Annotated in this window: 19 protein-coding genes; 5 read left to right on the forward strand and 14 right to left on the reverse strand. The window is 53.2% G+C overall.

The window, feature by feature from the left end; genetic code table 11:
• Positions 1-7: 7 nt before the first annotated feature.
• The 4 genes from ACYZT9_RS17225 to ACYZT9_RS17240 all read right to left on the reverse strand — a co-directional run bounded on the left by ACYZT9_RS17225 (position 8) and on the right by ACYZT9_RS17240 (position 3188).
• Positions 8-607 (reverse strand): YagK/YfjJ domain-containing protein, encoded by a 600-nt coding sequence (locus tag ACYZT9_RS17225; protein WP_462006626.1) that lies wholly within the window; start codon positions 605-607, stop codon positions 8-10.
• A gap of 33 nt (positions 608-640) precedes the next feature.
• Positions 641-1108: a hypothetical protein gene (locus tag ACYZT9_RS17230; protein WP_462006627.1), complete on the reverse strand. Its 468-nt coding sequence runs from the start codon at positions 1106-1108 to the stop codon at positions 641-643.
• 273 nt (positions 1109-1381) lie between these two features.
• The gene (locus ACYZT9_RS17235) at positions 1382-2893 is read right to left on the reverse strand and encodes a YfjI family protein (RefSeq protein WP_462006628.1); all 1512 of its coding nucleotides are present in this window, start codon (positions 2891-2893) and stop codon (positions 1382-1384) included.
• Between the two features lie 28 nt (positions 2894-2921).
• On the reverse strand, positions 2922-3188 hold the full coding sequence (locus ACYZT9_RS17240) for a helix-turn-helix transcriptional regulator (RefSeq protein WP_462006629.1): 267 nt from the start codon (positions 3186-3188) through the stop codon (positions 2922-2924).
• Positions 3189-3563: 375 nt separating this feature from the next.
• On the opposite strand from ACYZT9_RS17240, the gene ACYZT9_RS17245 reads away from it, so the two are divergent.
• The 5 genes from ACYZT9_RS17245 (at position 3564) to radC (ending at position 7596) form a co-directional block, all read left to right on the forward strand.
• Entirely contained in the window at positions 3564-3893 is a 330-nt protein-coding gene (locus ACYZT9_RS17245) for a hypothetical protein (RefSeq protein WP_462006630.1), read from the forward strand.
• Between the two features lie 70 nt (positions 3894-3963).
• Complete coding sequence (locus ACYZT9_RS17250) at positions 3964-4932, forward strand: DUF932 domain-containing protein (protein WP_462006631.1); 969 nt, start codon at positions 3964-3966, stop codon at positions 4930-4932.
• 81 nt (positions 4933-5013) lie between these two features.
• Complete coding sequence (locus ACYZT9_RS17255) at positions 5014-6018, forward strand: YqaJ viral recombinase family nuclease (protein ID WP_462006632.1); 1005 nt, start codon at positions 5014-5016, stop codon at positions 6016-6018.
• Between the two features lie 106 nt (positions 6019-6124).
• Positions 6125-7045 carry a recombination directionality factor gene (locus ACYZT9_RS17260; protein WP_462006633.1) on the forward strand — a complete coding sequence of 307 codons (921 nt, stop codon included), beginning with the start codon at positions 6125-6127 and terminating at the stop codon, positions 7043-7045.
• Between the two features lie 53 nt (positions 7046-7098).
• Complete coding sequence (gene radC, locus ACYZT9_RS17265; RefSeq protein WP_105523309.1) at positions 7099-7596, forward strand: RadC family protein; 498 nt, start codon at positions 7099-7101, stop codon at positions 7594-7596.
• Between the two features lie 233 nt (positions 7597-7829).
• Here radC and brxL read toward each other — a convergent pair whose 3' ends face one another.
• The 10 genes from brxL to ACYZT9_RS17315 form a co-directional block, all read right to left on the reverse strand.
• Complete coding sequence (brxL, locus tag ACYZT9_RS17270; RefSeq protein ID WP_462006634.1) at positions 7830-9932, reverse strand: BREX system Lon protease-like protein BrxL; 2103 nt, start codon at positions 9930-9932, stop codon at positions 7830-7832.
• 12 nt (positions 9933-9944) lie between these two features.
• On the reverse strand, positions 9945-12452 hold the full coding sequence (pglZ, locus tag ACYZT9_RS17275) for a BREX-1 system phosphatase PglZ type A (RefSeq protein WP_462006635.1): 2508 nt from the start codon (positions 12450-12452) through the stop codon (positions 9945-9947).
• Positions 12453-12459: 7 nt separating this feature from the next.
• Positions 12460-14196: a BREX-1 system adenine-specific DNA-methyltransferase PglX gene (pglX, locus tag ACYZT9_RS17280; protein ID WP_462006636.1), complete on the reverse strand. Its 1737-nt coding sequence runs from the start codon at positions 14194-14196 to the stop codon at positions 12460-12462.
• Between the two features lie 328 nt (positions 14197-14524).
• Positions 14525-15058, reverse strand: coding sequence for a hypothetical protein (locus ACYZT9_RS17285; RefSeq protein WP_462006637.1), 534 nt, complete (start codon positions 15056-15058; stop codon positions 14525-14527).
• Positions 15055-16200: an AAA family ATPase gene (locus ACYZT9_RS17290; protein ID WP_462006638.1), complete on the reverse strand. Its 1146-nt coding sequence runs from the start codon at positions 16198-16200 to the stop codon at positions 15055-15057. The genes ACYZT9_RS17285 and ACYZT9_RS17290 overlap by 4 nt, the downstream gene beginning before the upstream one ends.
• Positions 16197-18005 carry a BREX-1 system adenine-specific DNA-methyltransferase PglX gene (gene pglX / locus ACYZT9_RS17295; RefSeq protein WP_462006639.1) on the reverse strand — a complete coding sequence of 603 codons (1809 nt, stop codon included), beginning with the start codon at positions 18003-18005 and terminating at the stop codon, positions 16197-16199. The genes ACYZT9_RS17290 and pglX (ACYZT9_RS17295) overlap by 4 nt, the downstream gene beginning before the upstream one ends.
• A 73-nt stretch (positions 18006-18078) precedes the next feature.
• Positions 18079-21639, reverse strand: coding sequence for a BREX system P-loop protein BrxC (gene brxC, locus ACYZT9_RS17300; RefSeq protein WP_462006640.1), 3561 nt, complete (start codon positions 21637-21639; stop codon positions 18079-18081).
• A gap of 11 nt (positions 21640-21650) precedes the next feature.
• Positions 21651-22307: a DUF1788 domain-containing protein gene (locus ACYZT9_RS17305; RefSeq protein ID WP_462010248.1), complete on the reverse strand. Its 657-nt coding sequence runs from the start codon at positions 22305-22307 to the stop codon at positions 21651-21653.
• On the reverse strand, positions 22304-22915 hold the full coding sequence (locus ACYZT9_RS17310; RefSeq protein WP_462006641.1) for a DUF1819 family protein: 612 nt from the start codon (positions 22913-22915) through the stop codon (positions 22304-22306). The genes ACYZT9_RS17305 and ACYZT9_RS17310 overlap by 4 nt, the downstream gene beginning before the upstream one ends.
• On the reverse strand, positions 22908-23111 hold the full coding sequence (locus ACYZT9_RS17315; RefSeq protein ID WP_462006642.1) for a helix-turn-helix domain-containing protein: 204 nt from the start codon (positions 23109-23111) through the stop codon (positions 22908-22910). Before ACYZT9_RS17315 ends, ACYZT9_RS17310 begins: the two co-directional genes overlap by 8 nt.
• Positions 23112-23235 lie beyond the last annotated feature (124 nt).

Below are 23235 nucleotides of genomic sequence, written 5' to 3' on the forward strand. Positions count from 1 at the left end.
GATGTGTCTAGGCGACGGTGCGAGGAACCGCCTGAGCAGGACTGTGGACCCTGGGGCGCCCTCTCTTCACAGACTTCAGCTTAGGCATATTCCCTCTGAAAAATGATCTGCCACTTTCAGGGGAGAGGCGTATCCAATAGTCCACCTTGGTCAGGTAGGACGCCACCCTATTCTTCAAAGCGCTTACCCTATCCGGTTGATTAAAACTAATCATGCCTATTCCAAGAAATCTATATTTATCCTTGACTGCATTGCAATTGAAGTAGCGTCCTGCTCCTGCCGTAACTGAGTCTCGCCAATACTCACCAATAACTCTAGCCAAAACCCCATCCTGGCGATGATTTGATCCATTATAAAAAAGTAACAAATGAAAGTGAAACCCCTTTAGCTGACCATACTCCAGCTTACAAGCAAACCCTAACAACCCATCAACTGGAATGCCCTTATGTAGATCTTTCTGCATTTTTGCCCAATGTACCTTGACCTTTTCAACATCGCCATAAAAATCCTCACGACCACTTACAAATCCTGACTGATAAGACAAATCAACACGTACAACAAGCATCCTAGAGTGCTGGGAAAAAAGAGCATCTATATAAACTTCCAAGCTATTAACTCGCTTAAGGGACGCTTTACGGAATCATTTCAAAACGGCTTTAAAAGCATCGCTGGACAGCTCCAACCGTGCAAACTCTACGAGATCATTCATTAGACCTAAAAAAGCTTCAGCGGCTCCACTGCGTAAAGTCCGCCAGACTCTGAGCGAATGAAGATCATCGACTCGATCAACACATTTGAAAAAAACCTCCACATAAGGATTAACTTCATGAGATGGGAAGTACCGCTCAAACATCCACTTCCCCCGCTTCAGTTTGTCAACAAAATAGCGACCAAGCCTCTCAACCTTAACCTTTACCCCGTCACGCTTATGAGTACACGAAGAGAATAAAAAGCCCTTACTACCAGCAAGCTCACACATTAATTTTTCAATAGAACGCAACTCCAAAACCAAGCTTTCCTCCACCCTTAAAACGGGAAGCCCTCCGACTTCCTCAACCATTAGATCTAACGCACCTTCATTATCGATCCAATCAACTTCACCTATCACTCACTACCCCTCAAGAAACCAGCAGCATGGCTTTGGGGAGCCATACTACTGACAAATAATCAATTGACATCATAATCGCCAACCACTGCACAACTGATTGGATTTATTATCCAACCTAAATACCAGCCAATTAATCAAATCAAATTGAATAATCAAATTACAAACCTAACAACCTAATTAAATAGTAATACATAATCAAGCAATAGCCACCTTGCATACACCTCCTATAAAACCAAGGCGAACAAACTCACGCAACTCGCAAAACACCTAATACTAAATATCTAAAGAACCCAAAAAGTTAGTACTCCGAGAAGAGTCTGGCATTATCTGCACACCACCCTGCCAAGGACAGAGATCGATATAAACAGTTTTGTCACCAGGATAATTAAAAATCCGGACAGCACTGTTGTTCACTAGACGCAAAAGAACATGTTCAAGAGCAGCTTTCTTTCTAAACTTTCCAGGCCCGCATTGCAAAATATAATTTTTCTTAACAAACCGTTTGCCCACCGTGCGAAAACTATCCAGCCAGCAATTTAATTCCTGCTCTTCATCCTTCTCTTTAGAGTTTTTCCCAAACAACTTTATAAATTCATTGGAGTACCATTTAGCAAGGTCAGTCGCTGCCTGCAAGGTTGACATCGAAATACTCCCCTCAAACCCTTCAAAACAATGAAGCAATGCAGCCAACCTAGAAATCACTTCCATTAACTTTGAGCCATGATCACCTAGCCCATAAAGTATTCCACCTTCACACATCCTTGACTCAATATCATTCGCAATCTCCACCCAAAGCCGAGCCGCTTCGGAGTCGAATCCGATCACTTCTTTTTCTTTTTTATTTCCTCTGAAACAAATAAGGCCCGCCTCAAGAAAGTGCTCCAACCGCGAAGCAAATTGTGTTTGATGATACCAGGACGGTGCCTGAGTGCTTACATACCTAGTCCCCTGTGTTGAAGCCGGGCGACAGATTAGAAAACGCGCCCACAAACCAGACCCCCTAGACACCCCGCCTTTATGAGCCATGTACTTCGAAAATACGCTTTCCTGGACCATAAGAGCGACTGTCAGCCGTGCGCCAACAAGTTCAAAGCTTTCCGCCGTCTTACGATCAATTGTGATTGAGTCACCACTCCAAATCGCATTTTGCTTTGATAGGTCATTAAAGGCGCGCCCTTCTAAAACACCGCCACCTTCACTTGAAATCAAACCAGCCGTAGGTAAGTTTTCGTACATCCCATGAAACAAAGCCTCAGAGGTTGAGTCTTCATACAAAATCTTAAATTCTTTTGGTTTAACTGGAGCTTCTTTCTCCAAAGCCAATAGGACCTTCTCCTCTTCGTCAGCAGGAAGACCTTTTGATGCTTTTTTCATAATCGCTTTTAATACTCCATTACGTCGAACCGTCCAAGTATCGTACTTAATCTTCCACACCGACTGACTCTCCCTCACCTCCTCGTACTGCTTAGCCTGAAAGGCTCTAATCGGCTTCAAAAAAACATTCTCAACCGTTGATTTCCTTTCACCCGAGTCAGCAATAGCAAGAAGCATCAGCGAGGTCGGAGAGACCGGACCAGTAGGTGTACGAACATCTACACGGCCCTGCAAGACAGCAGAAATAGCGGTTAGGGCCGCATTTTGAATCAATCCCCGTGGGGCCTGAATATTAGCTTGAGCCTCATTTATTGCAGCATCCAACAAGGGAAACTGCGACAAACTCGGATATGAATCATCTCCGAAATTAGATTTTTTTGTATATTGCTGTCTAAAAAAATTAAAATACATAGCTCACCACAAATACAAACAACCAATATCAAACAACCATTGCAGATATAATTTCCGCCATTGAGCCATGACCTTGCCTAGACAGTTTCACATACTCTTCCATCCACGAATTTATTTCACTCTCAATCCAACGTACAGATGTTTTCCCAACACGTATCTGCCTTGGGAATTTCGCATCATAATGTTTAGATCCCACCTTAAGCTTATTATAAATAGTTGACCTAGAAAAACCTGTGCGCTTTAAAACATCTTTCAAGCGAAGCATAACCAATGTTTCTGATTTTTCATTAAACATCATTGCACCCTTTAGGACTGGACGAGGCAATCCTATAAGAAGCAACTCAGCACTCAAAGAACGTGAGCGTAACGTTTACTAACGTTACGCTTTGGAACATGCCACTTTGACTACAATTCTGTTCTGTCACTCGAAACAGAATTCTGATCCCCATTAGCCAGTACTATTCCAGCTATTAATAGCCAAAATAGCAGTCCATAACGCCAAGCCTCACATCCCGATACCGCCCACAACGCCCCTCCGGGGGACGTTGTTTCGGCAAGCCTCATTCAAAAAAATCTCAGATCTATATCACCCAGATGAACGCTCAACGATGAGCGCGTCATTCAGCATTTCTGCGTGATACGTGGACTCAGTAATAAGAGAGGAATTTTTATGTATACGCCTTGCCCAAGCTGCAACTCTGGTCGTGTGGTTACTAAAAATGTGGGTAAACAAGCGGGTGGTTTGATTGGTGCAGCAGGAGGTGCGGCCAGTGGAGCCGCTGGAGCCCTAACGGGGGCGGAGGCCGGTGCCATACTGGGAGTGGTCGGTGGGCCGGTAGGGATCGCCATTGGCAGCATTGCCGGTGCTCTGCTGGGCGGTCTGTTTGGCGGAGTGGCTGGCGGGGTCGCGGGGGCCACGCTGGGTGAGCAGATTGATGAAAAAATCCTTCACAACTATCAATGCCTGCATTGCGGTTACAGATTCAGCGTCAACCGTTAAACCGTTGTGAACAGGTGTCGCTTGTTGATGAAACATCGCTTTTACCATTCATTCGCAAGGAATCATTCCCATGGCTCATCTCGTCGAAACTATAGCTTTCGCTGGCAGCACTCCCTGGCATGGTCTGGGCAGTCGCCTTTCCCCGAAACAACCGCTCGAAGTCTGGCAGCGTGAAGCGGGTATGGACTGGAAGATCCAAGACAGCCCCGTTCATTTCAAATCCGAGAGCATCGGTGCTCTGGGCTCAATTCACTCTTTCCCTGAACAGAAGGTGCTGTATCGCTCCGACACCAAGGCCCCCTTGTCAGTGGTCTCCAACCGCTACCAGGTGGTGCAGCCCCGTGAAGTGTTGGAGTTCTATCGCGATCTGACTGAGGTCTCGGGCTACGAGCTGGAAACCGCCGGAGTGCTCAAAGGCGGTCGCAAGTTCTGGGCTCTGGCCCGTACTGGGCAAGGCACGGCGTTGAAGGGCAACGACCAGGTGAATGGCTACCTGCTGCTGGCCACCTCCTGCGATGGCACCTTGGCCACCACCGCAACCCCCACCACCGTACGTGTGGTCTGCAATAACACGCTGACCATCGCCCTGGATGGCACCACCCGCGTGATCAAGGTGCCACATAACACCCGCTTCGATCCGCAGGCAGTGAAAAAGCAGTTGGGCATCGCCGTCTCCCAGTGGGACGAGTTTATGTACCGCATGCGAGCACTGGCTGAACGCAAGGTGCAGTGGCATGAAGCGATGGGCTTTTTCATGAACGTGCTGTGTGACGTAACCCCCAATAGCAAACTACCCGAAGTCCTGCCGAACGAGCGCGCACTGCGCAAAGTCCAAGGGCTGTACGAAGGCGAGGGTCGGGGAGCAACGCTTGAATCAGCCCAAGGAACTGCGTGGGGCTTGCTCAACGCCGTGACCGAGTATGTCGATCACGAGCGACGCGCCAGGAGTGCTGAATACCGCATGGATTCGGCCTGGTTTGGCCAAGGCGCTGTGATCAAACAACGCGCCTTGCAGGCCGCACTGGAGCTCGCCGCCTAGCTCCACTCACTTACTCGACTATTAAAACGCCTGGTCAGCTTCTGCTGGCCGGGCGTTTTTTATGCCGCACAGGAAAACATCATGGGCACGCAAACTCTGCAACAAACCAGGAGCAAACTACGGCCTGCGCTGCGCCTAGTGGGCACCAAACAATTGCCGCGAGAGGAATGGTTGGCCGTACGCAAACAAGGCATCGGCAGTTCGGATGCCGCCGCAGCCGTGGGCCTGAGCCCGTACAAATCCCAGCTGGAGCTGTGGCTGGAGAAAACCGGCCGTGACACCTCACTGCCCAAGCTCGATCCGCAGGATGAGGAAAGTCCGGCTTATTGGGGCAATATCCTGGAGCCGATTGTCGTAACACATTACACCCGGCGCAGTGGTCATCGGGTCCGCCGGGTCAATGCGGTGCTGCAGCATCCTGATTCCAAACTGGCCTGGATGCTGGCCAACATCGACCGCGAGGTCATCGGTGCGCCAGAGGTACAGATCCTTGAATGTAAAACTGCTGGCATAAACGGCGCACGCCTCTGGAAAGAGGGCGTGCCGGAGTATGTTCAGTTGCAAGTGATGCACCAACTGGCCGTGACTGGCAAGCAGGCAGCCGATGTGGCAGTGCTGCTGGGAGGCCAGCACCTGGAGATCCATCGCATCGAACGGGACGAGTCGCTGATTGCTCGGCTGATCGACCTGGAGCGGTTGTTCTGGGATTACGTGGTCAGTGATACCCCACCTCCGGCAGACGGATCGGCCTCGGCGGAGCAGGCGTTGCGCTGCCTGTATCCACAGGACAGTGGGCAAAGCCTGGACTTCAGCCAGGACGCGCTGCTCTGTACGACCTTTACCGAACTGCAGAGAGTGCGAGGATCGATTGCTCTGCAGGAGAAGCAGGAAGCTCAGCTCAAGCAAACGTTGCAACAGGCCATGGGTGATGCCAGTCGGGCGACCTTCGCAACCGGCAGCATCACGTGGAGGAAAGCCAAAGACAGCGTGGCACTGGATATCCCCCGCCTGCTGAAAGAAAAGCCCTACCTGCAAGTGCGCTACTCGACCACAAAAACCGGCTGTCGGCGTTTTCTACTGGCCTGAACGCTCGTTCGCGCTTCCCTTATTCCCATGCCCTTTCTCTCCAACGCCACCCTGGCCGTTTACGCGGTCTCGGTGGCGTTTTTATTTCAGATACAGGAGAACTCCCATGCTCAAAGGTTTAGCCATCACTCCGCCGATTTTGGGCCGAATATCCATTGGCAAGCTCGTCGAAAAGAACGGAAAGCGTCTACCGGAAAAGGACGATCAATTCACCCTTACCTCCCAAGTACAGAGCCGTGACGGCTGGCTGCTGCACCCCCTCAATGAGGAGCTGCGTAATGGCCAGGACGGCAAACTGCGCAGCATTCCAATCCGGCTGCTGTTCAACGAGCCTGACCTGAACTTTCGGGCTGACTACAGCCTGTTCGACCGCACCACTGGCCGACCTTTATGCGTCGGCAACGGCCTGACCTGCAAGCGTTTGACCGAGGACGGCATTCAGGCATTGCCCTGCCCTTCTCCGGATGGCTGCTCACTGGCGCAAGGCGGAGCCTGCAAGCCTTACGGCCGGCTCAACGTGGTGATTGGCGATGACGATCCGCTGGGCAGTTTTGTCTTTCGCACCACAGGCTACAACAGCATCCGCACTCTGGCAGCGCGTCTGCATTACCTGCAAGCCATCTCCGGCGATCGCCTCGCCTGTCTGCCGCTGGAGTTGCGTTTACGCGGTAAATCCACCCGGCAAAGCCATGGCACGCCGATCTTCTACGTGGACATTACGGTACGCAATGGACTGACCCTAGAAGACGCCTTACTGGCAGCCAAGCAATTGGAGGAAACCCGGCAAGCCGCGGGCTTTGACCAGAGCGCCTTGGATCACGCGGCCCGGCAAGGCTTTAACAATGGGGCATTTGAAGACAGCGAGGAGGACACCGGCGCCATCGTCGAAGAGTTCTTCCCCGCCATTGAAGATCAGCCCAGCGATGTAGAGCCAAAAGCCCAACCGGCAGCGCCTGCCAAACCCTCACTCGGTCAAAAGTTGGAGTCGCAAGCCACGCGGCACAACGGCAAGCCCACCGTCCAGTAACAGGGTTTCTCAGATCCCTCCGTTTTCTCACGCATTCGTACAGGAAGACCCACATGAAATATCACAAGCTCAGAGCCGGTGAAGATACCGGTACCTATGTTATGGAAGCCCCGGTCACCGAAGCTGACATCCTGCGTATGGCTCAACAACTGGCAATGAGTCGTCTGTCTAAAGGCCGGGCATTGACTGAGCCGAAGCAGGTCTTCAGCCACCTGCAAACACTGCTGCAGTACCATGAGCACGAAGTCTTTGCTCTTCTGCTGCTCGACACCAAGCACCGGATTATCGGATTTCAGGAGCTGTTTCGCGGCACGCTGGACGGGGCCAGCGTTTACCCAAGGGAAGTGGTCAAGATCGCCCTAGAGCACAACGCAGCAGCCGTGATACTGGTGCATAACCATCCTTCTGGAGATCCCGAACCCAGCCAGGCCGATCGCACGCTGACCACCACCCTCAAGAACGCACTCAACATGATTGGCACCCAGACGCTGGATCATATCGTTGTAGGCCACGAAGGCTGCGTATCGTTGGCTGAACGAGGTTACCTATAACGCCTAGGCTCACACCGCCCGATAGACTGCCCTTGGCTGATGCTAGGGCGGTCATCGGCAGGGTACTCCCCTCACTTATTTTTTGTCGTGATCCAGCGGTTGTAGTCAGCTCCTGCTGCAGCCGAAACTATGACTTCCCCACGCCTAAGGGCATCCGCAGTCGGCCTTACTTTTTTTAGTCGTGCTGCGAACACAAATCAGAGTGCCTCTGCCTCTGCCTAATCGTCGTAAACCTACGAACAAGCTGCCGGGCCAATTCGCACAAAGGTCACACTGAATTCTTTGCACTGCCGATGCTGCTGGAGCCGATTCGCAAAGCTGAAGGCATCATTCAGCTCAAAGCGCTGAAAAACATCCAAACCACGACCAAGCACTATCTTCCAACCCGTGTCGGTTGTGATGTCTCGATCATGCTTGGTGCCGCTAGTGTCGTAGGCCCAACTGAACTGGATGCCAACACCGGTACAAGCATCAGCGATCTTCTGCAGGCTTTCGGTCTGACGATCACCATTGGAATCATCCTCAACGGTCACCACATGAACCACCACCTCATCTTCCGGGCCTTGCAGCTTGCTAATGGTCTCCATCAGTTCCATCAAGTTGCGCAACTGGTGGAACATACGAAGATAGGGGTCTGTGATGATGATGCGCTTGGCACCTACCAGATAGGGACTGAACAACTTGTCAAAACTCAGTCCTCGCTGATTTTCGTGGAAGACCAAATGCTGCTCTTTCAGCACTGGTTCCATCGGCACAGGATTGCTTGGGCGTGAAGCTGGCCCTTGCATGGCTGGCGCTGCCTCGATAAGCGCCAAAGAGTCAGTGCCGACTTGGGGTAAGTCTGCAGTAGAAACTTCAGTCGCTCCCCTACGATGGTATTGATTAGGATACTCATCCTCTTCCAGAGTGCGCACCAAACGCTCCTGAGCATCCGCCCCCTGGTAGGCAAAACGAACTGCCGGATAGGTCGCGTCAATGCGTAGCAACTGATCCTTCACCCGCTTGCGCCCTTCAATTGCAGTGCGCAATACGTCTTCCACTTCGGCGTCTGTCGCCTCGCCATGCGGGTACAGGATCTTCATCAAACCAGAAAAGGTTTTGTTGATGCCATCGCGGTCGCGCGTCGAAATATCGTCGGATAGCGTGAACTGGCCCTTGTAGCGATCTGAGTAGTCATGACTACGAAGCGAGCGCAGGATCTCGGCCAGGTAGTCCACCACGAAGCCGTAACCACTGGAGAACATCTCGCCACGGATGACATCCACTTCCCAACCGGGGATGTAGCTGTGAATGCGATCGAGAAAGGCTGAATCGTGGAACTTTTCCGGCAGCGGGTCGAACAGGTCCGTGTGCTTAAGCATGTACGGCACGGTGTGATCGGTATTACCCACAAACACCATGCTGGCCTCTGCTCCCAAGGTTTCCACTCCCCGCGAGAATGACTTGTTGGCCATGTAGTTCTTCATGATGTCCACCAGCGCCTTGTCCACTCGCTTTTGCTTGCCGGCGAACTCATCGAAAGCCACTACATCCCAGTAACCCACCAGGCCGAGCTTACCCGTGCCGTTATGGACGAACAGCTTGGGAACTGTCACTTCGCCACCGGAGATAAGAATGCCGTGGGGTGAAAACTCGGAATAAACGTGCGACTTGCCGGTGCCCTTCGGCCCCAGCTCGATCAGGTTGTAATTGCGCTCGCAGAACGGGATAAGGCGGATAAGCTGAGCGAGCTTATTGCGCTTGCCGAACATCTGCGGATTGAAACCTACGCTCTGGATCAGCACGTCAATCCACTCATCAGTGGTGAACTGCTTACGTGCTTCCAGATAGCCGTCGAAATCAAAACGGGAAATCTGAATTGGCTTTAGCGAGGCCAGAATCCAAGGTGAGGCAGACTTGTCCTCGGTGTATTCATACTCCACATCCGCAATGCACCAAACACCACCTACCAGCAGCTTCTGGTGGGCCTTGACGGTGCTGGAGTCGATCAGCACCTTCTTGATACCCAGGTTGGCGAACTCAGCCTCGTACACGTCATCCTTGTCGTTTAATGAGACGCTAATACGGTCAATAACCTTATGCCGACCCTTCTCCTTGATGGTCGAACGCACCAGCCCTGCTTCGTTGCGGTGGACATAGTGCTTACGCAGGATCTCCTTGACGGTCTCGATACCGGTCTGGATCGTCGCTTCGTCATTGGTCGCGCAGTACTGGCCCAGCAAGTACTCCAGCACATACGACGGCACAATGGCGTTGCCCTTCACCGCTTTGACCAGGTCTTTGCGCACAACTAGGCCGGCAAAGTGCTGGTTGATCTTGTCGTCGAGCTGACTCATTGGAGCTCCTGCTTAAAAATCAAATTCGCTGCTGAACGAGCGGCGAATGGTGTAACGCGCGGCTTTGTACCGTGTGAAGTGTGAAGTGCCGTCCACGGTCTCTTCAAGGAGCAGTTCCACCTGCTGATTATTTGCCTCATCGGCCTTGCGGCTGAGAATGAAGCGCACCGGCAGCTCCCGTTCACGCGGGTTAGCAGAACTGAAGTCGAACAACAGCTCATGCTGATCGGATACCAGCTCACCGTCCAGAGTGAACAGACCTGCACGCAACCGGCGCGACTGCAGTTTCTCGGTCACTGCCTCGGTTTGATAGAGCACCACGGCCAACTGCCCGGTGGTAATGGTCTTGCCACCGCCACCGATGAACTCCACCTCCACCCGACCCACATCGCTCTGGCGCTTCTTGTTAATGCGGATGACCGGGATCACAACCTCTTGCAGGGTGGCACCGCCATGCACAAAGCGGCTGCCAGAGCCTTTCAGCCGCAGACGGTTGATGGATTTGGGAATCTGCACCATAAGCGTACCCGTCAGGCCTAACTGCACCGGGTTGAAGGTTTTAAAGCTGGCGCCTTCGCGCAAGCTACGACCCAGAACAAAACGCCGGTCGCGGTAGAGGACCTCATCGCCCTCCGGCTCACCGCTGAGGAAATCACTCTCCTGCAGCGGATGATTCTGATAGATGAAGCCATGATCGGCAGTGATCAGCAGGTTACTGGCATTGGCGTTGGTCAGCTTCTTCACCAGACGGACCAGCTCACTGAGCGTTTCCTCGGCCGCCGCAAACACTCGCTCTTCGGTATCACGGGTGTCGCCGGTCTTGTCGATCAGGTTGTGATAAACGTAAACCACCTCATTGTCGCGCAGCAAGGCACGAGAGTCGGCCTGGTTCATCGCCAGGAGATCCTTGGCTCGTACCACCTGGGATGCTGGCACCCTGGTCGCCAGAATCTTGCCCCGGTTGACCGAGCCTTGAGCGCTCTGACCATCCACTATGGCATCGCCACTGTCGTTGTCGGCCAGTTGCAGGCTGCTGTTGGGTAGCAGCGCCGCCATGCCCAGCTGGGTATAACTCGGCAACATCGACAGCATCGGCTCCAACTCGGCCTCGAAGCGATCTTCCTGACGAATCAGACTTTGCAGTTCCTCGCCTACCTCATAGCGGAACGCATCGGAAATCAGCACGCACACCTTGGTTTTGCGCTCCACAAAAGGCTGCACATAGCGGCTGAAGAAATTGCGCTGCAATACTACGGGCGCTGCCTCCCACTGCTGAGCTGCATCCACATGCTGCTGCCAGCGGTCGTTCAGACGGCTCAGGTAGTTGTTGCCGTACAGATTCTCGACCTGCATAGCCAACTCACCCAGCAACGAAGCCTGGCCGGATTCGCGCAGGTGATAGACGAACTTGCGGTAACGCTGATCCAGCCTGAACCACTGGCTGGCGTACTTTTGCACGCCATCAGTCAGCGACTCCATTTGCAGCTGCGTTATGTCCAGCACCTGGATGAACTGCGCCGCATGCTCCAGCGCCAAGTACACATCCTTGAAGCGCTCAAACCAGTGGCCCTGACGGCGCTGGCGGACCCACTGCTCCACCTCCTGAGCGGTCACTGTACGGGCCTCCACGGCACGTACCAACTCACTGAGGATCTTGCGGTCGATCAGCTCGAAATAATCCAGCTCCAGCAGGCTACGCCAGTCCAGAGCTTGCAGCTTGTCGTCAATCTGCAGCACCGCCGCGCATTGCTCAGACAGTGTCTCGAAACTCTGCTCATGCGAACGACTGTCCTTCCAGCGTTTGAGGAACACCAGCGCCTCAGCAGACAGTCGCGCCTTGTAAGCCGGATCGATCCCTAGCATGAAACAAGCCTTAAACAGCTCGATAACGAAATCGTGTAACCCTGCTTGCTCGGAGCTATAGCCATAGGCGCGCTTCACCTGCTCCCACAGATAGGCATTCAAGCCGCTGCTTTCGATTAACTTGATCCGCACATCTTTGCCAGCGGCTAGATCACCCAGCAGGTTTTCCAGAATCACATCCAGGCGCGGCTCGTTGCCGGCACACACGGCGAGCATCTTACGTTGCAGCATGCTCTGCGAATCCCCCGGCTCAAGTAACTTGCACAGGGCCTCGCGGCGCTTGGCTGATTCGAAAAACGCCACATGGGCTTCCAGCAATGGATAGCAGTCCGGCCCCAACTCCAGCTCAGCCAGCCACAAGGCAACCTGATCGGTACGGAAGCAATTGCCACTGGCCAGTTGCACATCCAGCAGCCAGTTATCCAGATGCGCGGGCTCCGCTCCTTCGCGGTAGAGCAGAAACTTCTGCTCTGGCTGCTCGCGCAACAAACGGTGCTTCACGCCAAATTCATTATTAGCTAGCTCGATCTTCTCGACGCCCGGCAGCTCCAGCGTCTCGAAATCGACGCGGAACTCCATGCGAGTGTCATACCAGAAGACGATGCGCTGCTTGTCGAATAGATTCGTTAGTGCCTGGGTGATCTTGGTATTACTCATAAAAGGATCAGTCCTCACCCTTGGCTTCCAGTCCTGGAATCTTCTTCAGTGCGGCACCCAAGTTGAGGTAATTGTCCTTAACGCCGTTATCAAGGTCCAGGCTCAGCTTCCCGGAAGTAGCTTTTTGCGCCAACGGGTAGAGGGTTTCGCTCTCGTAGTCGTCCAGTTCCAGCAGCTGCTTCTTGACGGTTTCTGCTTCCTTGATGGCCTTGGTCTTTTCGCTCTGGCTTGCAGAGGGGTTAATGGCCACTTGCTGCAGATAATCCAGGCGCGAAGCGAGCTTTTTGCGGAAATCTCGCAAGTAATTGAGCACAACACTCACGGTATCTGGGCGGTAGCGGTGCAAATAAACCAGTGCACTGAACGTACCCTTCGGGCTGCTGAACAGCCAGTAGATCGGGCGCTTCTTGTAGCGTTTCACATGGTCGGTATAGAAATCGCCTAGGAAGTAGTCGCGCAGGCCATAGTTGCGCTTGCCCTTGACGTTAAGCCCCTGCTCGATAAAAGCCAGGTTGTCCTCGTAATGCGCATCGCCAAAGGCCACGCGCAGAAATTGACGGAAACGCAGCGTGATGTCGTCCGGGAACCAGTCGCCATCGAGCAGCGGGATCACGTTATCGTCATCGGCCGGGAAGGTGGGCTGCGGTACCTGGGTCAGATAGTCCGCCAGCGTTTCACCCTGGTTGGCCAGGATCAGCCCAGGCTTATCGAGACTGTAACGGCCAAACATACAGCCCACGGCATAGGACACCAGTTCGCGTATGGTATCGGCCAGCAGCAGGGCTTCCAGCTCTTCCTCGCGCTTTTCACTGCCGTAGCGGTAGTGCGGGTTGCAGGTGAGAGTGATTTCGCTCAGCGGCACCTCGGGAGTCAGCTCCCCCTGCAGGTCGTAGGAGTCGATGAAGATGCGATTGTTCTCCTCCTCCAAGCGTTGCATTTCCATCGCCATTTCGCGCCAATGGACGCGGAGCTTCTCGTAGCTGGCCTTTAACGTAGGCTGGCGGAGGCCGGGGAGCAACAGCGGGAGGCTGGTGAAGCCCCAAGAGGTTTCATATGCATCCCAATCATCTTTGCTTATTTTCAGTAGGCTCTTTGCTGTTAAGCGCGTGCTATCCGAAATGTAGGCTGGAGCCAATGTGAGCTTTCTAAAATCACCTGACTGAAAATGCAAAGTTGGGTTCAGAACCTTCGACAAAGAATCAGCAAATTTTGTATTTAGCAAGGCCAAACCAACATAAGTCAGGCTTGGGTCTTTGAAAAAGGCGGACGGTCCTGATGCGTCAAATAGAAAGCCCTCGGGAAGAATCCTTCCAGAAAGCTTTCCACTTGTTATGTCAGACCAAGTTATGCCCAAGCTTAAATAATACTCCTCACCTCTCGCACAAAAATTCTTCTCAGACTTAATAGCCTCCCCATCATTCTCCCAGTTAACCAAGAAGTCGAAGTTTCCGTACCACCGCCTGAATGAACCGCCTTTGTTATATGGAAACCAGCGGCTATTTACCTTGCTCGCTGAAACCTCACTCCACAGGCGTACGTACTTGGCATTATTCCCCGTCTGGACGCCATTGGATGAAACGGCAAACTCCGAAAGCTTGGGAAATTTTTCGAAGCATTCAAATTGCCTGCCGCTAACCCAATACCCAATCGGCCCCCCCGGGATCTTCTTGAAATTCGCAGCCGAGGCCCGGAAAAAATACTTCTCCTCTATCTGCTCAGTCCTTCCGGCTTGGCTGTTACTCATCGCTGTTCTCCAAATTTTATTCATGGACTGGCACATTGATCTGCTGCCAGTCGCTCGCAATTGTTTTCAATCCACTGAGCGCTCGATTATCCGGCCTGCTCTGTCTCGGCCTGACCACACGCTCCAGAAGTCCGGATCATCTGATTTGGGTCGATGCTGCTCGGGCAGTGCGTTCATTTGTACCAGTACCGGCAGCTCCGAGGCTCAGCCGCGTAGGATGGCGTGGCGGGAAGCCAGTGAGGGCAAATCGCGTAGCAAGCCACGTAGGTTAAGTCATCCCGAGTTTTGAGCGTATTGATTGCCATAGCTACTCACTTATCCTCTTGCGCTAAGCAATTCCCGTAGGCGCGATACGAATCGCGGGCCATTTCGGGAAAACCTCATTCCATTTTTCGAGGTTTACTACCTGACAGCTTGTAGCCAGTGGCTGGGTCCAGCGTCTTGCTTTCTTTCCGACAGGCAACTCACGCTTCAGCTCCTTCAGCATCCTGCTATTCAGTGCATTATCGAAGGTCAGGACGCAGATATAATGAACAGGCTTATCGACTTTGCCCTCAGCAAAGCGATATAGATAGGAGTCTCTGAATTTGTACTTCAGGTAGTTCTTGAGCCACTTGAAGCTATCCTGACGCGCCTCACGCTCATCGTCGTTTGTCGGCTTTGTCACGTCGTAACCCGAGGGATCGTCATAGTCTTTCAGCTCGACGTAGATATAGGCTTCCTCGAACTCCGCGACAATGTCGACTCCCTTCATCGGTGCACCGTGAAAAGTAGGCTTAGTACTGTCCTTTTCATCAAATACATAGGCGTCTATTGCATCAGAGAAACGAAACTCAAAGCCATCAGCGATCACGATTTTCACTTGCCCAGTCCCCCCATATCGTTCTCGATCTCTTGGTTGATCAGGTAGCCGAAAGCGTCATCTATGGGATTTGGGGTAATAGACAGATAGTCATCAGTTCTCGTGGACATGACTTTATGTGTGGCCGCATCGCGGTAGAGGCTAAAGAACAGCAGCTCATCACCCTTATCTTTGTCCATTAGAAGATCAAACCATTTAAGCAACACGTAGTCGTGGGTGGCGAGAATCACTTGCTGGCCGTTTCGAGCGATCTCCAGCAGTATCTGCACGAGATCCTTCATAAGTTTTGGGTTGAGGTTGGATTCAGGCTCGTCCCACAATAGCGGGCCTGCCGTGCCGGGATTCAGACTGCCGTTGCTGAGCAAACGCTGCAGTACGCCTATCTTGCGGAAACCTTCGGCGGTCATAGTGCTGGAGAGGTGCTTCTTGCTTGCGGGGATGAACTTCCACTCAGTGCTGTCTTGATACATCTGAGCATGCCTGCCCCTGCTGTGAGACGGCGCATTCCTCTCTTCATACCGCCCAGACTGAAAGACAAAACGTCCACTATCCAAGAGGTATTGCCCGCCAATCAAATTAGCCAATCGGGGGACAATATTTGAAAAGCGCGGGTTGAGCTGTACCTTGCTGCGTAAGTCCTCTACGCCCTCTTTCGTTAGCTGTTTTGCCAAGTCTAGATAACCATCATCGAAGATCCGCTCGATGGAGGCTAAGTCAGATTGTTCGGCGGTGAGGCCGCGCACGAGGGAAAGCACTTCCTTGGTCGGAAGGAATGTAGCCGGTGCGATAGCAGGGCCTAGTGCCGTGGGAATCTTTACCGCAGAAGCACCACCATTGAAGCGCACTGTGAGCTGCTGCCCCTGTGCAAACTCTGCATGCAACATGGCTTCACCACGAGCGCCACTGCGGCGCAACTCCCCAACCTTCCCACTAAGCGGCTGGTAAAGGCGGCAGAGTTTACTGGCTAGCTGTTCACTCGGCTGGTCTGCACGGACCTCTGGCCCGCATAGGGCCAGAATGGCCTTGAGCAGCTGAGTTTTACCCGTACCGTTATCACCGATGATGATGTTGATCCCCGGTGAGAAGTCCATGGTCAACTCGGTGAAGGCCGTAAAGTTCTTGAAGTGCAGGTTGGTGATCATGCTGCACTGCCTTGTGCAATGGCCTTGGCCATCATCTCCATCTTTTCCGCTTCCGAATTGCCATCCACCAAGCGCATATAAGCGCCCTGGTAATCGGGTTTGAGTGCGTTTTCAAGCACAAAAGCCGTGGTCGAGACAACCTCACCACCAATACTGTCAAAGGCCCGCGCACCTAAGTGCGCCATAGAAAGAATCGTGTTCTGATTAAGGATACGGCTGCGCAAAGCTTCGAATGAGGAAAGGAACATCCAGCTTTGCATTGTGATCATGGCAACAGCCCCGCCCTTCACCGCCAGATCCAGATTGCGCTCGATGAACATCGCAAACAGGTCGGATTTGCTACTGGGAAAATTCTCTTTGGCCCAAGTGCTCAAGCGCGGATTCATGCCCTTACCACCCATGTAAGGCGGATTGGCCACAACCACAGCGTAGCGAGGGCTCAAGACTTCAGCCATGCGCAGGACACTCAGTACTTTTTTATGCGTCTCGGCAAGGAACAGGTTACTGCTCATGTCCTTGCTCTCCAGCGTAGCCAGCACATCGACCACGTTGGCTACCTTGGGCACGATCAGCGAGCCAAAGTTATCGGCCTCGCTGAACTGCTGCAGCGTTTCATGAAGCCCATAGGTAAACAGATCACGGCCCACTGCGGTCATGTATTCGTCCAGCTCTTCGCCGCTGAAACTCACCTTTTCCAGCACGCTGATGTTGGGCTTAACACGTTTATTGAAAAAGCGACGTTGACGAGATCGGGCTTTCATGGTGAGCGCAAAGGCGGCAAGCTCTCCAGCGCGCTCATCCAATTCGATGCCAAAAAGATTGTGGGTGAGGATCTTTTCCGGAATCTCAGCCGGGTCATATCCCTCCTCTTCGTATATGGCATAGAGCAGGTCGAAGGCGTAAGTAAGCATATGGCCGGAGCCGCAAGCAGGGTCGCAGACCTTGATGTCCTCTGGGCCGTTGATCTTGAGGAAATTGGCTTCTGGCCTCTTAGGCGGTATGTAGTACTCCATCTGCTCTGCCAGCCGAGAGCCTGGCCGATTGAGTAGCCAGAGACGGCCCAGAGAGTTGTCCACTAGGTAACGCACGATCCAATGCGGAGTGAATAGCTGAGTGGCGGCGGGGATGTTCTCTGGCGTGATCTTCTGATTTTTCTTCAACCCCTCAAACACAGCGTCTTTCTTTTCGGAGATGTAGAACTGGTATAGCCAGCCGATCACCTCGACGTCTTTGCAGGCGTCTGGAGTCATGGCCTCACGCGTGTAGGCAAGGATGGAATTACCCGAGAGCAAATCATCCGGCATCAGTAACTCGGAGTAATCGTCGATGCGCTCAAACAGAAAGGGCATGGACTCGTGCCAGGCATTACACACTGCAACCAGCAGCAGCCGGTAGGCTTCGCCTTGAGAGTCATTGCTTGGTGCGCGACCGGCGAGTAGATCTAGGACCTCCTTACGAACCTGGACCGACACCATCTCTTCGTCGATATGCCCCATCTTCGCTTCAGCCAGGATCTCGGGCTGGAACTGGCCCTCAGCGGGTGACACCACGCCGATGCGGGTGTAGCGGTTGACGTCCATAAAGCGCAGTGCGCAAAAACGGTTAAACCAGATGTAGGCAACACGCTCTTCCACATGCACGCGACCGGAGCTATTGATCAGCTTCTCCAGCTCAGCCACAACTTGGGCCCTCTCGCGGCGTGCGGCACTGTGCGGCGCTAGTACCACATTTAATTTGCCTTTCACCTGTTCCAGCAAAGTGCGACGGGCGAATTGGGCAAATTTCTTGAGCTTGCTGATATCCATCATTTTTCTCTTTCTATGGGCCCGCTCGATCATTTGCGTAACACCACGCAAATGATCGAGGCGCTTGTCCGTTTTAGATCTGCACGCGGTTGCCGGCCTGAATTTCTTTCAGCCAGGCTTCGCGCTGCTGCTGCAGGTAATCATCCAGCTCGGCCTCACTGGCCAGCCAGGGCTTGCTGTAGCCCACCTTGATAGTGCGTGCTGGCACCAGACGCGGTTCAGCAACTTTTGGTTGATGCTCGACTGGAGCAGGTGAGCTATCGATACTCGATTTACCCGCTGCAGGGGGCACCTGCACTGGCGGCACGGGAGCCGGCATTGGTTGCGGACGCGCCATTCGTTCCAATTTGAGGAGCAACTGTGCGTATTGATTTTCCTCAAAAGCACGCAATTGATCACGGATCATGGCAATGCGCTTCTGCCCATGTATTGATTGCTGAGCTTCAACAAAAGGTGTTGCGAGCTGAACCTGCTGCTCGGGCTTAAGGCCGCTGTACTCGTCACTACCCTGCAGGCGCAGTTCCAGCTCGGCAAGCCGACTGACTGCAGTGGCTTTTTCGCTAGCTAGCTGATTAGCGATAGCTTGTTGCAGGCCCTCCAGCTGTGGCTTGGCCTGTTGTATGCGGTTGCCCTGCCAGGGCTTACTTTCGATGAGTAACGTTTTGATGGCTTCAACCTCACCTATGTCGACATAGGCAAAATTGTCTTCCTGCTCCTGCACCAACTGGCGAGCCTGGTCGTAAATATCTTTTTGTGGGCTGCCCATAAAGCGGCGCAGTGGTTCAATGATCTGCTCTTTGCTGTCAAGCATGGCATCGGAGGCGCGGGATAAATCGGTGAGAAACCAGCTAGCGTTTTTGCTGGCGACTTCTTTGAGGGTAGCCATCACGCCATCCAGCACACTAAGGAACCCATAAAGGGCTTTTTGTCCGTGCAGGTCAGCCAGCTCGATCTCGAGCTCTTTAATTGCGTCGATAGTTTCACGTGCCAGGGAACGGGCTTCGTTGCTGCTTGCTGGTCGGTCAAAAAAGTCGGCAAAGAACTCTTTGAGATGGCGAACCTGGGAAGCGCTGAACTCGATTTGCGGCTCCAATACCAGGCTGCTGTGGGCATTGGTGTTGCGCAGGCTGCGCTCCAGGTTGTCGCCTTCTAGTGCGTTGCTGTCTTGCCGAACTTCTACCTTGCCACGGGCGCAAAGCAAGGCGAGGTTGCAAAGAATAGCGGCGTAATACCAACCGTAGTTTTTACGCTCGAAGCGCTCCAGCAGCGTTTTGACCGTGGTGCGCACACCGCTGCGGGCGTTGCTCTGAATATAAGCCAATAGCTCTTGTTCCGGTTCGGTCAGGCTGGTGACATCGTTACCCAACAAGCCATCCTGGGCCTGGCGCAGGTGTTTACCGATGTCGTTTTCACTGTACAGGACGTCGCGCAGCATGCGCAGGTTCGGGTAGGTCGTTTCGATCAGCAGATAGAAGCCCTTGAGAATACGAGCCTGACCGTCGGCACTGGTAGCCTCCACGTCGGCGGCGTTAATTATCAAGTGTGCTTTGCCAAGCAGCTCCTTGGCACGATCCTGCAGATCGGCCAGACGCTCCGTGTTCTGGAAACCCTTGGCATCGATGATGCGTTTAACTGCTTCCTGCTGAGTACTACTGTTCTGGCGAATGTATATCTCGGTACGTTTGTGCAGGGTGAGATCCTGCATAAAGCGGGCATCGGCCGGCAGCACTATACGCAATTCATCACGGCCCATGCTCTGCATTCGCTGCACGGTGAGGTTGTCGAAGTTGTCGCTTAACGGAGTGACGATGTGGATGGCCAGCTCAGACTCGCGGCTCAGTGAGCGGTCGTCCATCTTGCGGGTGTAGGCATAGTCCTGGCCGTTTTCGTAACGGATTTTGCGCTGCTTGATCACTCCTTCGAACAGTAGGGTTTCCAGCTCCTTGATGACATCGGCGGATTCGATCTCGGTACTCTTGATCTCTTCCTCGATGTCCTTCTCTTCGTCGGTCAGGTACTCGTAAAGCTCAGCATTGCGCTGGATATAGGTTTGCTGTTCCAGCAGGTTGAGTGCCGCTTCCAGTTTCTTGCGTTGGGCTGGAATGTCTTCTCCAAAACGCTCCAGCATCAGCACATTGAGGTTGCGGAGAGTGGCCTTGAATTCCTTGACGTACTTGACCAAGAATAGGGCTTTGAGCACGCGCACCGCGTATGCATCGCCAAGGTGCCGCTCGGCATTGTTGATGGCGCTTTGGATAGCGCTTTTCAGTGCGCCGCGAATGCCTTCAAACATGCGGTCGAAAGTCGCCAGCTGTCCGACTGGCTCATTGTCGATGGCCATGGCTACCTCGCGGAATACGCCGAGCATCGAGCGCTCCCCCACCGAGTTAGCCTTGCCCTCAAAGCCGTTGTGCATGGAGATGCCACGAATAGCCGACTGAAACAGAGGGAACTGATACGGCACGAAGGGGTAGCAATAGGTGAAGTGCTCCAGATCTCGGAAGTTCTGGTAGTGCTGGCCACCCTCGGTAAAGTCGAATAGGGTTTTGAAATTGTTGAACTGCTGGTCGTAAACGGTTTTCAGCAGGTCGGCACCGGTATCGTTTTTGGTCAGCAGGCGCTTCTGTATCACCTCCGCAACGTCGGCACTGGTGAGCTTGAGACGATTAGCAAAGCGCGCCTGGATCTTGGTGAAGTCGTTGCTTTGCTGCTTGCTCATGTCACCCATCACGGAGTCCATGTCCTCCTGCGCGGTGACGATGATCCACGCCCGGCCCTGGCACTTGGTGGCCAAGCTTTCAGCCACGGTCTGCAGGTTGGTCATGAGCTTGGTGTTGTCAGCAATGTACTGACCAACCTCATCGACAAAGAAGTTCAAGCGGAAATTAGACGGCTGTTTATCCAGCCACTCCTTGACCTGGTTGCCGAAGTCCTCAATGGAGACGCTGTGCTGGGCGCGGTATTTTTCAAGGATACCCTTGGCCAGCGCCAGGTCTTCACCCGTGATCTGGGCGTAGGTCTTGGCGATGTTGCCAGACTCCAGCAATGCCTGCTCGCGACCGCGCTCCCAGGGCTTGTCGGCGATGCTCTGGTAGGCTTCCTTGAACGGCTGGAACAGTTCACGACTGTCCAGATCGCGCTCAAACTGGGCGATATAGCCCTGTTTGCCGTAGTAACCGCACATCTCGTTAAAGACTTTGACGAACACCGAGAGTAAGGCGTCGATTTGAGTCTTGCTGATGATGTCGGCCTTCTGGTCGATGTTAAACAGAATGCTTTTCGAGGGAATGGCGACGGCTTTCTTGAGCTGGGCACGCAGCAGCTCATCATCTTCCTTGATTTTGGGAAGGAAAATATCCAGCGCAGAACTGCCGTCGACCTGGCGATTTTCCAGCAGCAGGGCGAGCATTTTCAGCAGGTGCGACTTACCCGAGCCGAAGAATCCGGACACCCAGACGCCATTGGCGTGGTGGTAATCGGTATAGGCATCAAGGAAGTGTTCCAGACGTTTGGCGACTTCGTCAGTAAGGACGTATTCACTGAGTTCGTTGAACAAACTAGCTTCGTCGTCGGCCTTGATGACGCCTTCAATCGGGCGCCTGACTGGGCTCTTGAAAATTCCGTTGAGATTCATCGACTGCTTCCTTACACCTGAGACTCGAAAATATTGAATGCGCGGTAATACTTGTCATCGTGCAGCAAGCCAAACAGCTCCAGAGATGCGCCTTGCTCCAACGAATGTCGATACTCACCGGGGAAGAACAGAACTGTGGGATTGTCCTTGGCCGTGCTTTGCAGATTGTTGAGTACGTTGTGCGAGCGGATATAGGGGAACACTTCACCGATGCCGGAAAGAAACAGCACGTCGTAATCAGCTTGAGCAATACGCTCGCCAATGGCCGGGATCAGGTGCTCCTTGATGTCGAGTACTCCCTGCAAAAGCTCCAGCAGAGCTTCTTTTTCATAGCCCTGCTCGTCTCTCTGTACTTGATCCCAAACACTCATGCCAGGCTCACTGCCTTCTCGGGCCTTGAGCAATTCGATGGTCAGGTCATACAGGTTGATCTCCAGCACCGTTACACCACGCCCCTGTAGGCAATCGACACGTAAACCTGCCAGCGTGTTGATCAGCTGCCGCTGCATGCGTTGTATCTCAAAGGCCTCAGCCGCCTTGAATTCGCAGATGTAGAAGGGCAGATCATTATTCAGCCCCCTCATTTCCAGAAAGCGCTGACCGCTCATGACGCTCACCAGGTGCTCAAAGCGAGCTGCCAGCGGCTGCTGACTAATTTTTTGGCTCATTGCAGCCACCTTTTAATTTCATGGTCGGTTGCCGGGAATATCAGCAATTGCTCGTTACCGTGGAGGACCAGTAAATGGGCCAGCGCTGGAGTTATCAACACAGGCTGAATCTGGCTCTGCGCGCTGATCAAGTCGGCATCTCGCAACATGCGGAACAGATTTTGCCGCAACTTGCTTTGCGTGGATGCAGCCAGTTCATCCAGCTCGACATGCCACAAAGCTTTGGCATTGAAGAAGGCATCGTAATCGCTTGTCGTGAGTTGGCGGCGCATGAGCAGGTAATGCTCGCGCAGAACTTCGCGTGCAAAGTCTCGGATGAAAGCATAGCGCCGGCAAGTTGCAGCCCACAGGAGGTAGCCTTGCTCGCGCAGGCTTCCGTCCACCATGAACTCCAGCTCCTCTGGATCCAACAGCTCCAGTCGCGCGATCAACTCCTTACTGATACGTGTCGCAGCAGCTGATGTACGAACTTGCAACAGGTTCTCAGCACGCACCTGCTCCCGTGTTTGCTTCCAATCACGCAGCGTTAGATAGCGCTCCACAACCAGCGGTGCTTCCTGCAAAAACAGGCCACCCGTGGTGAAAGAAAGACGATAACGCTCAGGCATCACTTCGCGCCTGCTGAGTTTCGTCACTGGCTCCGCCAGCCTTGACCCAGGTATCGACCTCAACCTTCTGGAACTTCCACAACCGACCGACCTTGTGTGCTGGCATGTTGCGTTTGGCGATCCATGCATAAACGGTGTCCTTGCTGACGCCGAGGTGTTCGGCAATTTCATCAACACTGTGCCAACGATCAGTCATAGCCAAATCTGCCGATAAAAAAAACGTGCTGATATTAGCCGTTTTTGTCGGTTTTAATAAGGTTAAAGCTGCTTCTCAGGATTAATACCTGACAAATGCCTGTGCCACTTCAAGATGGCGTCAA

It is taken from the genome of Pseudomonas sp. ZT5P21 (assembly GCF_054897785.1).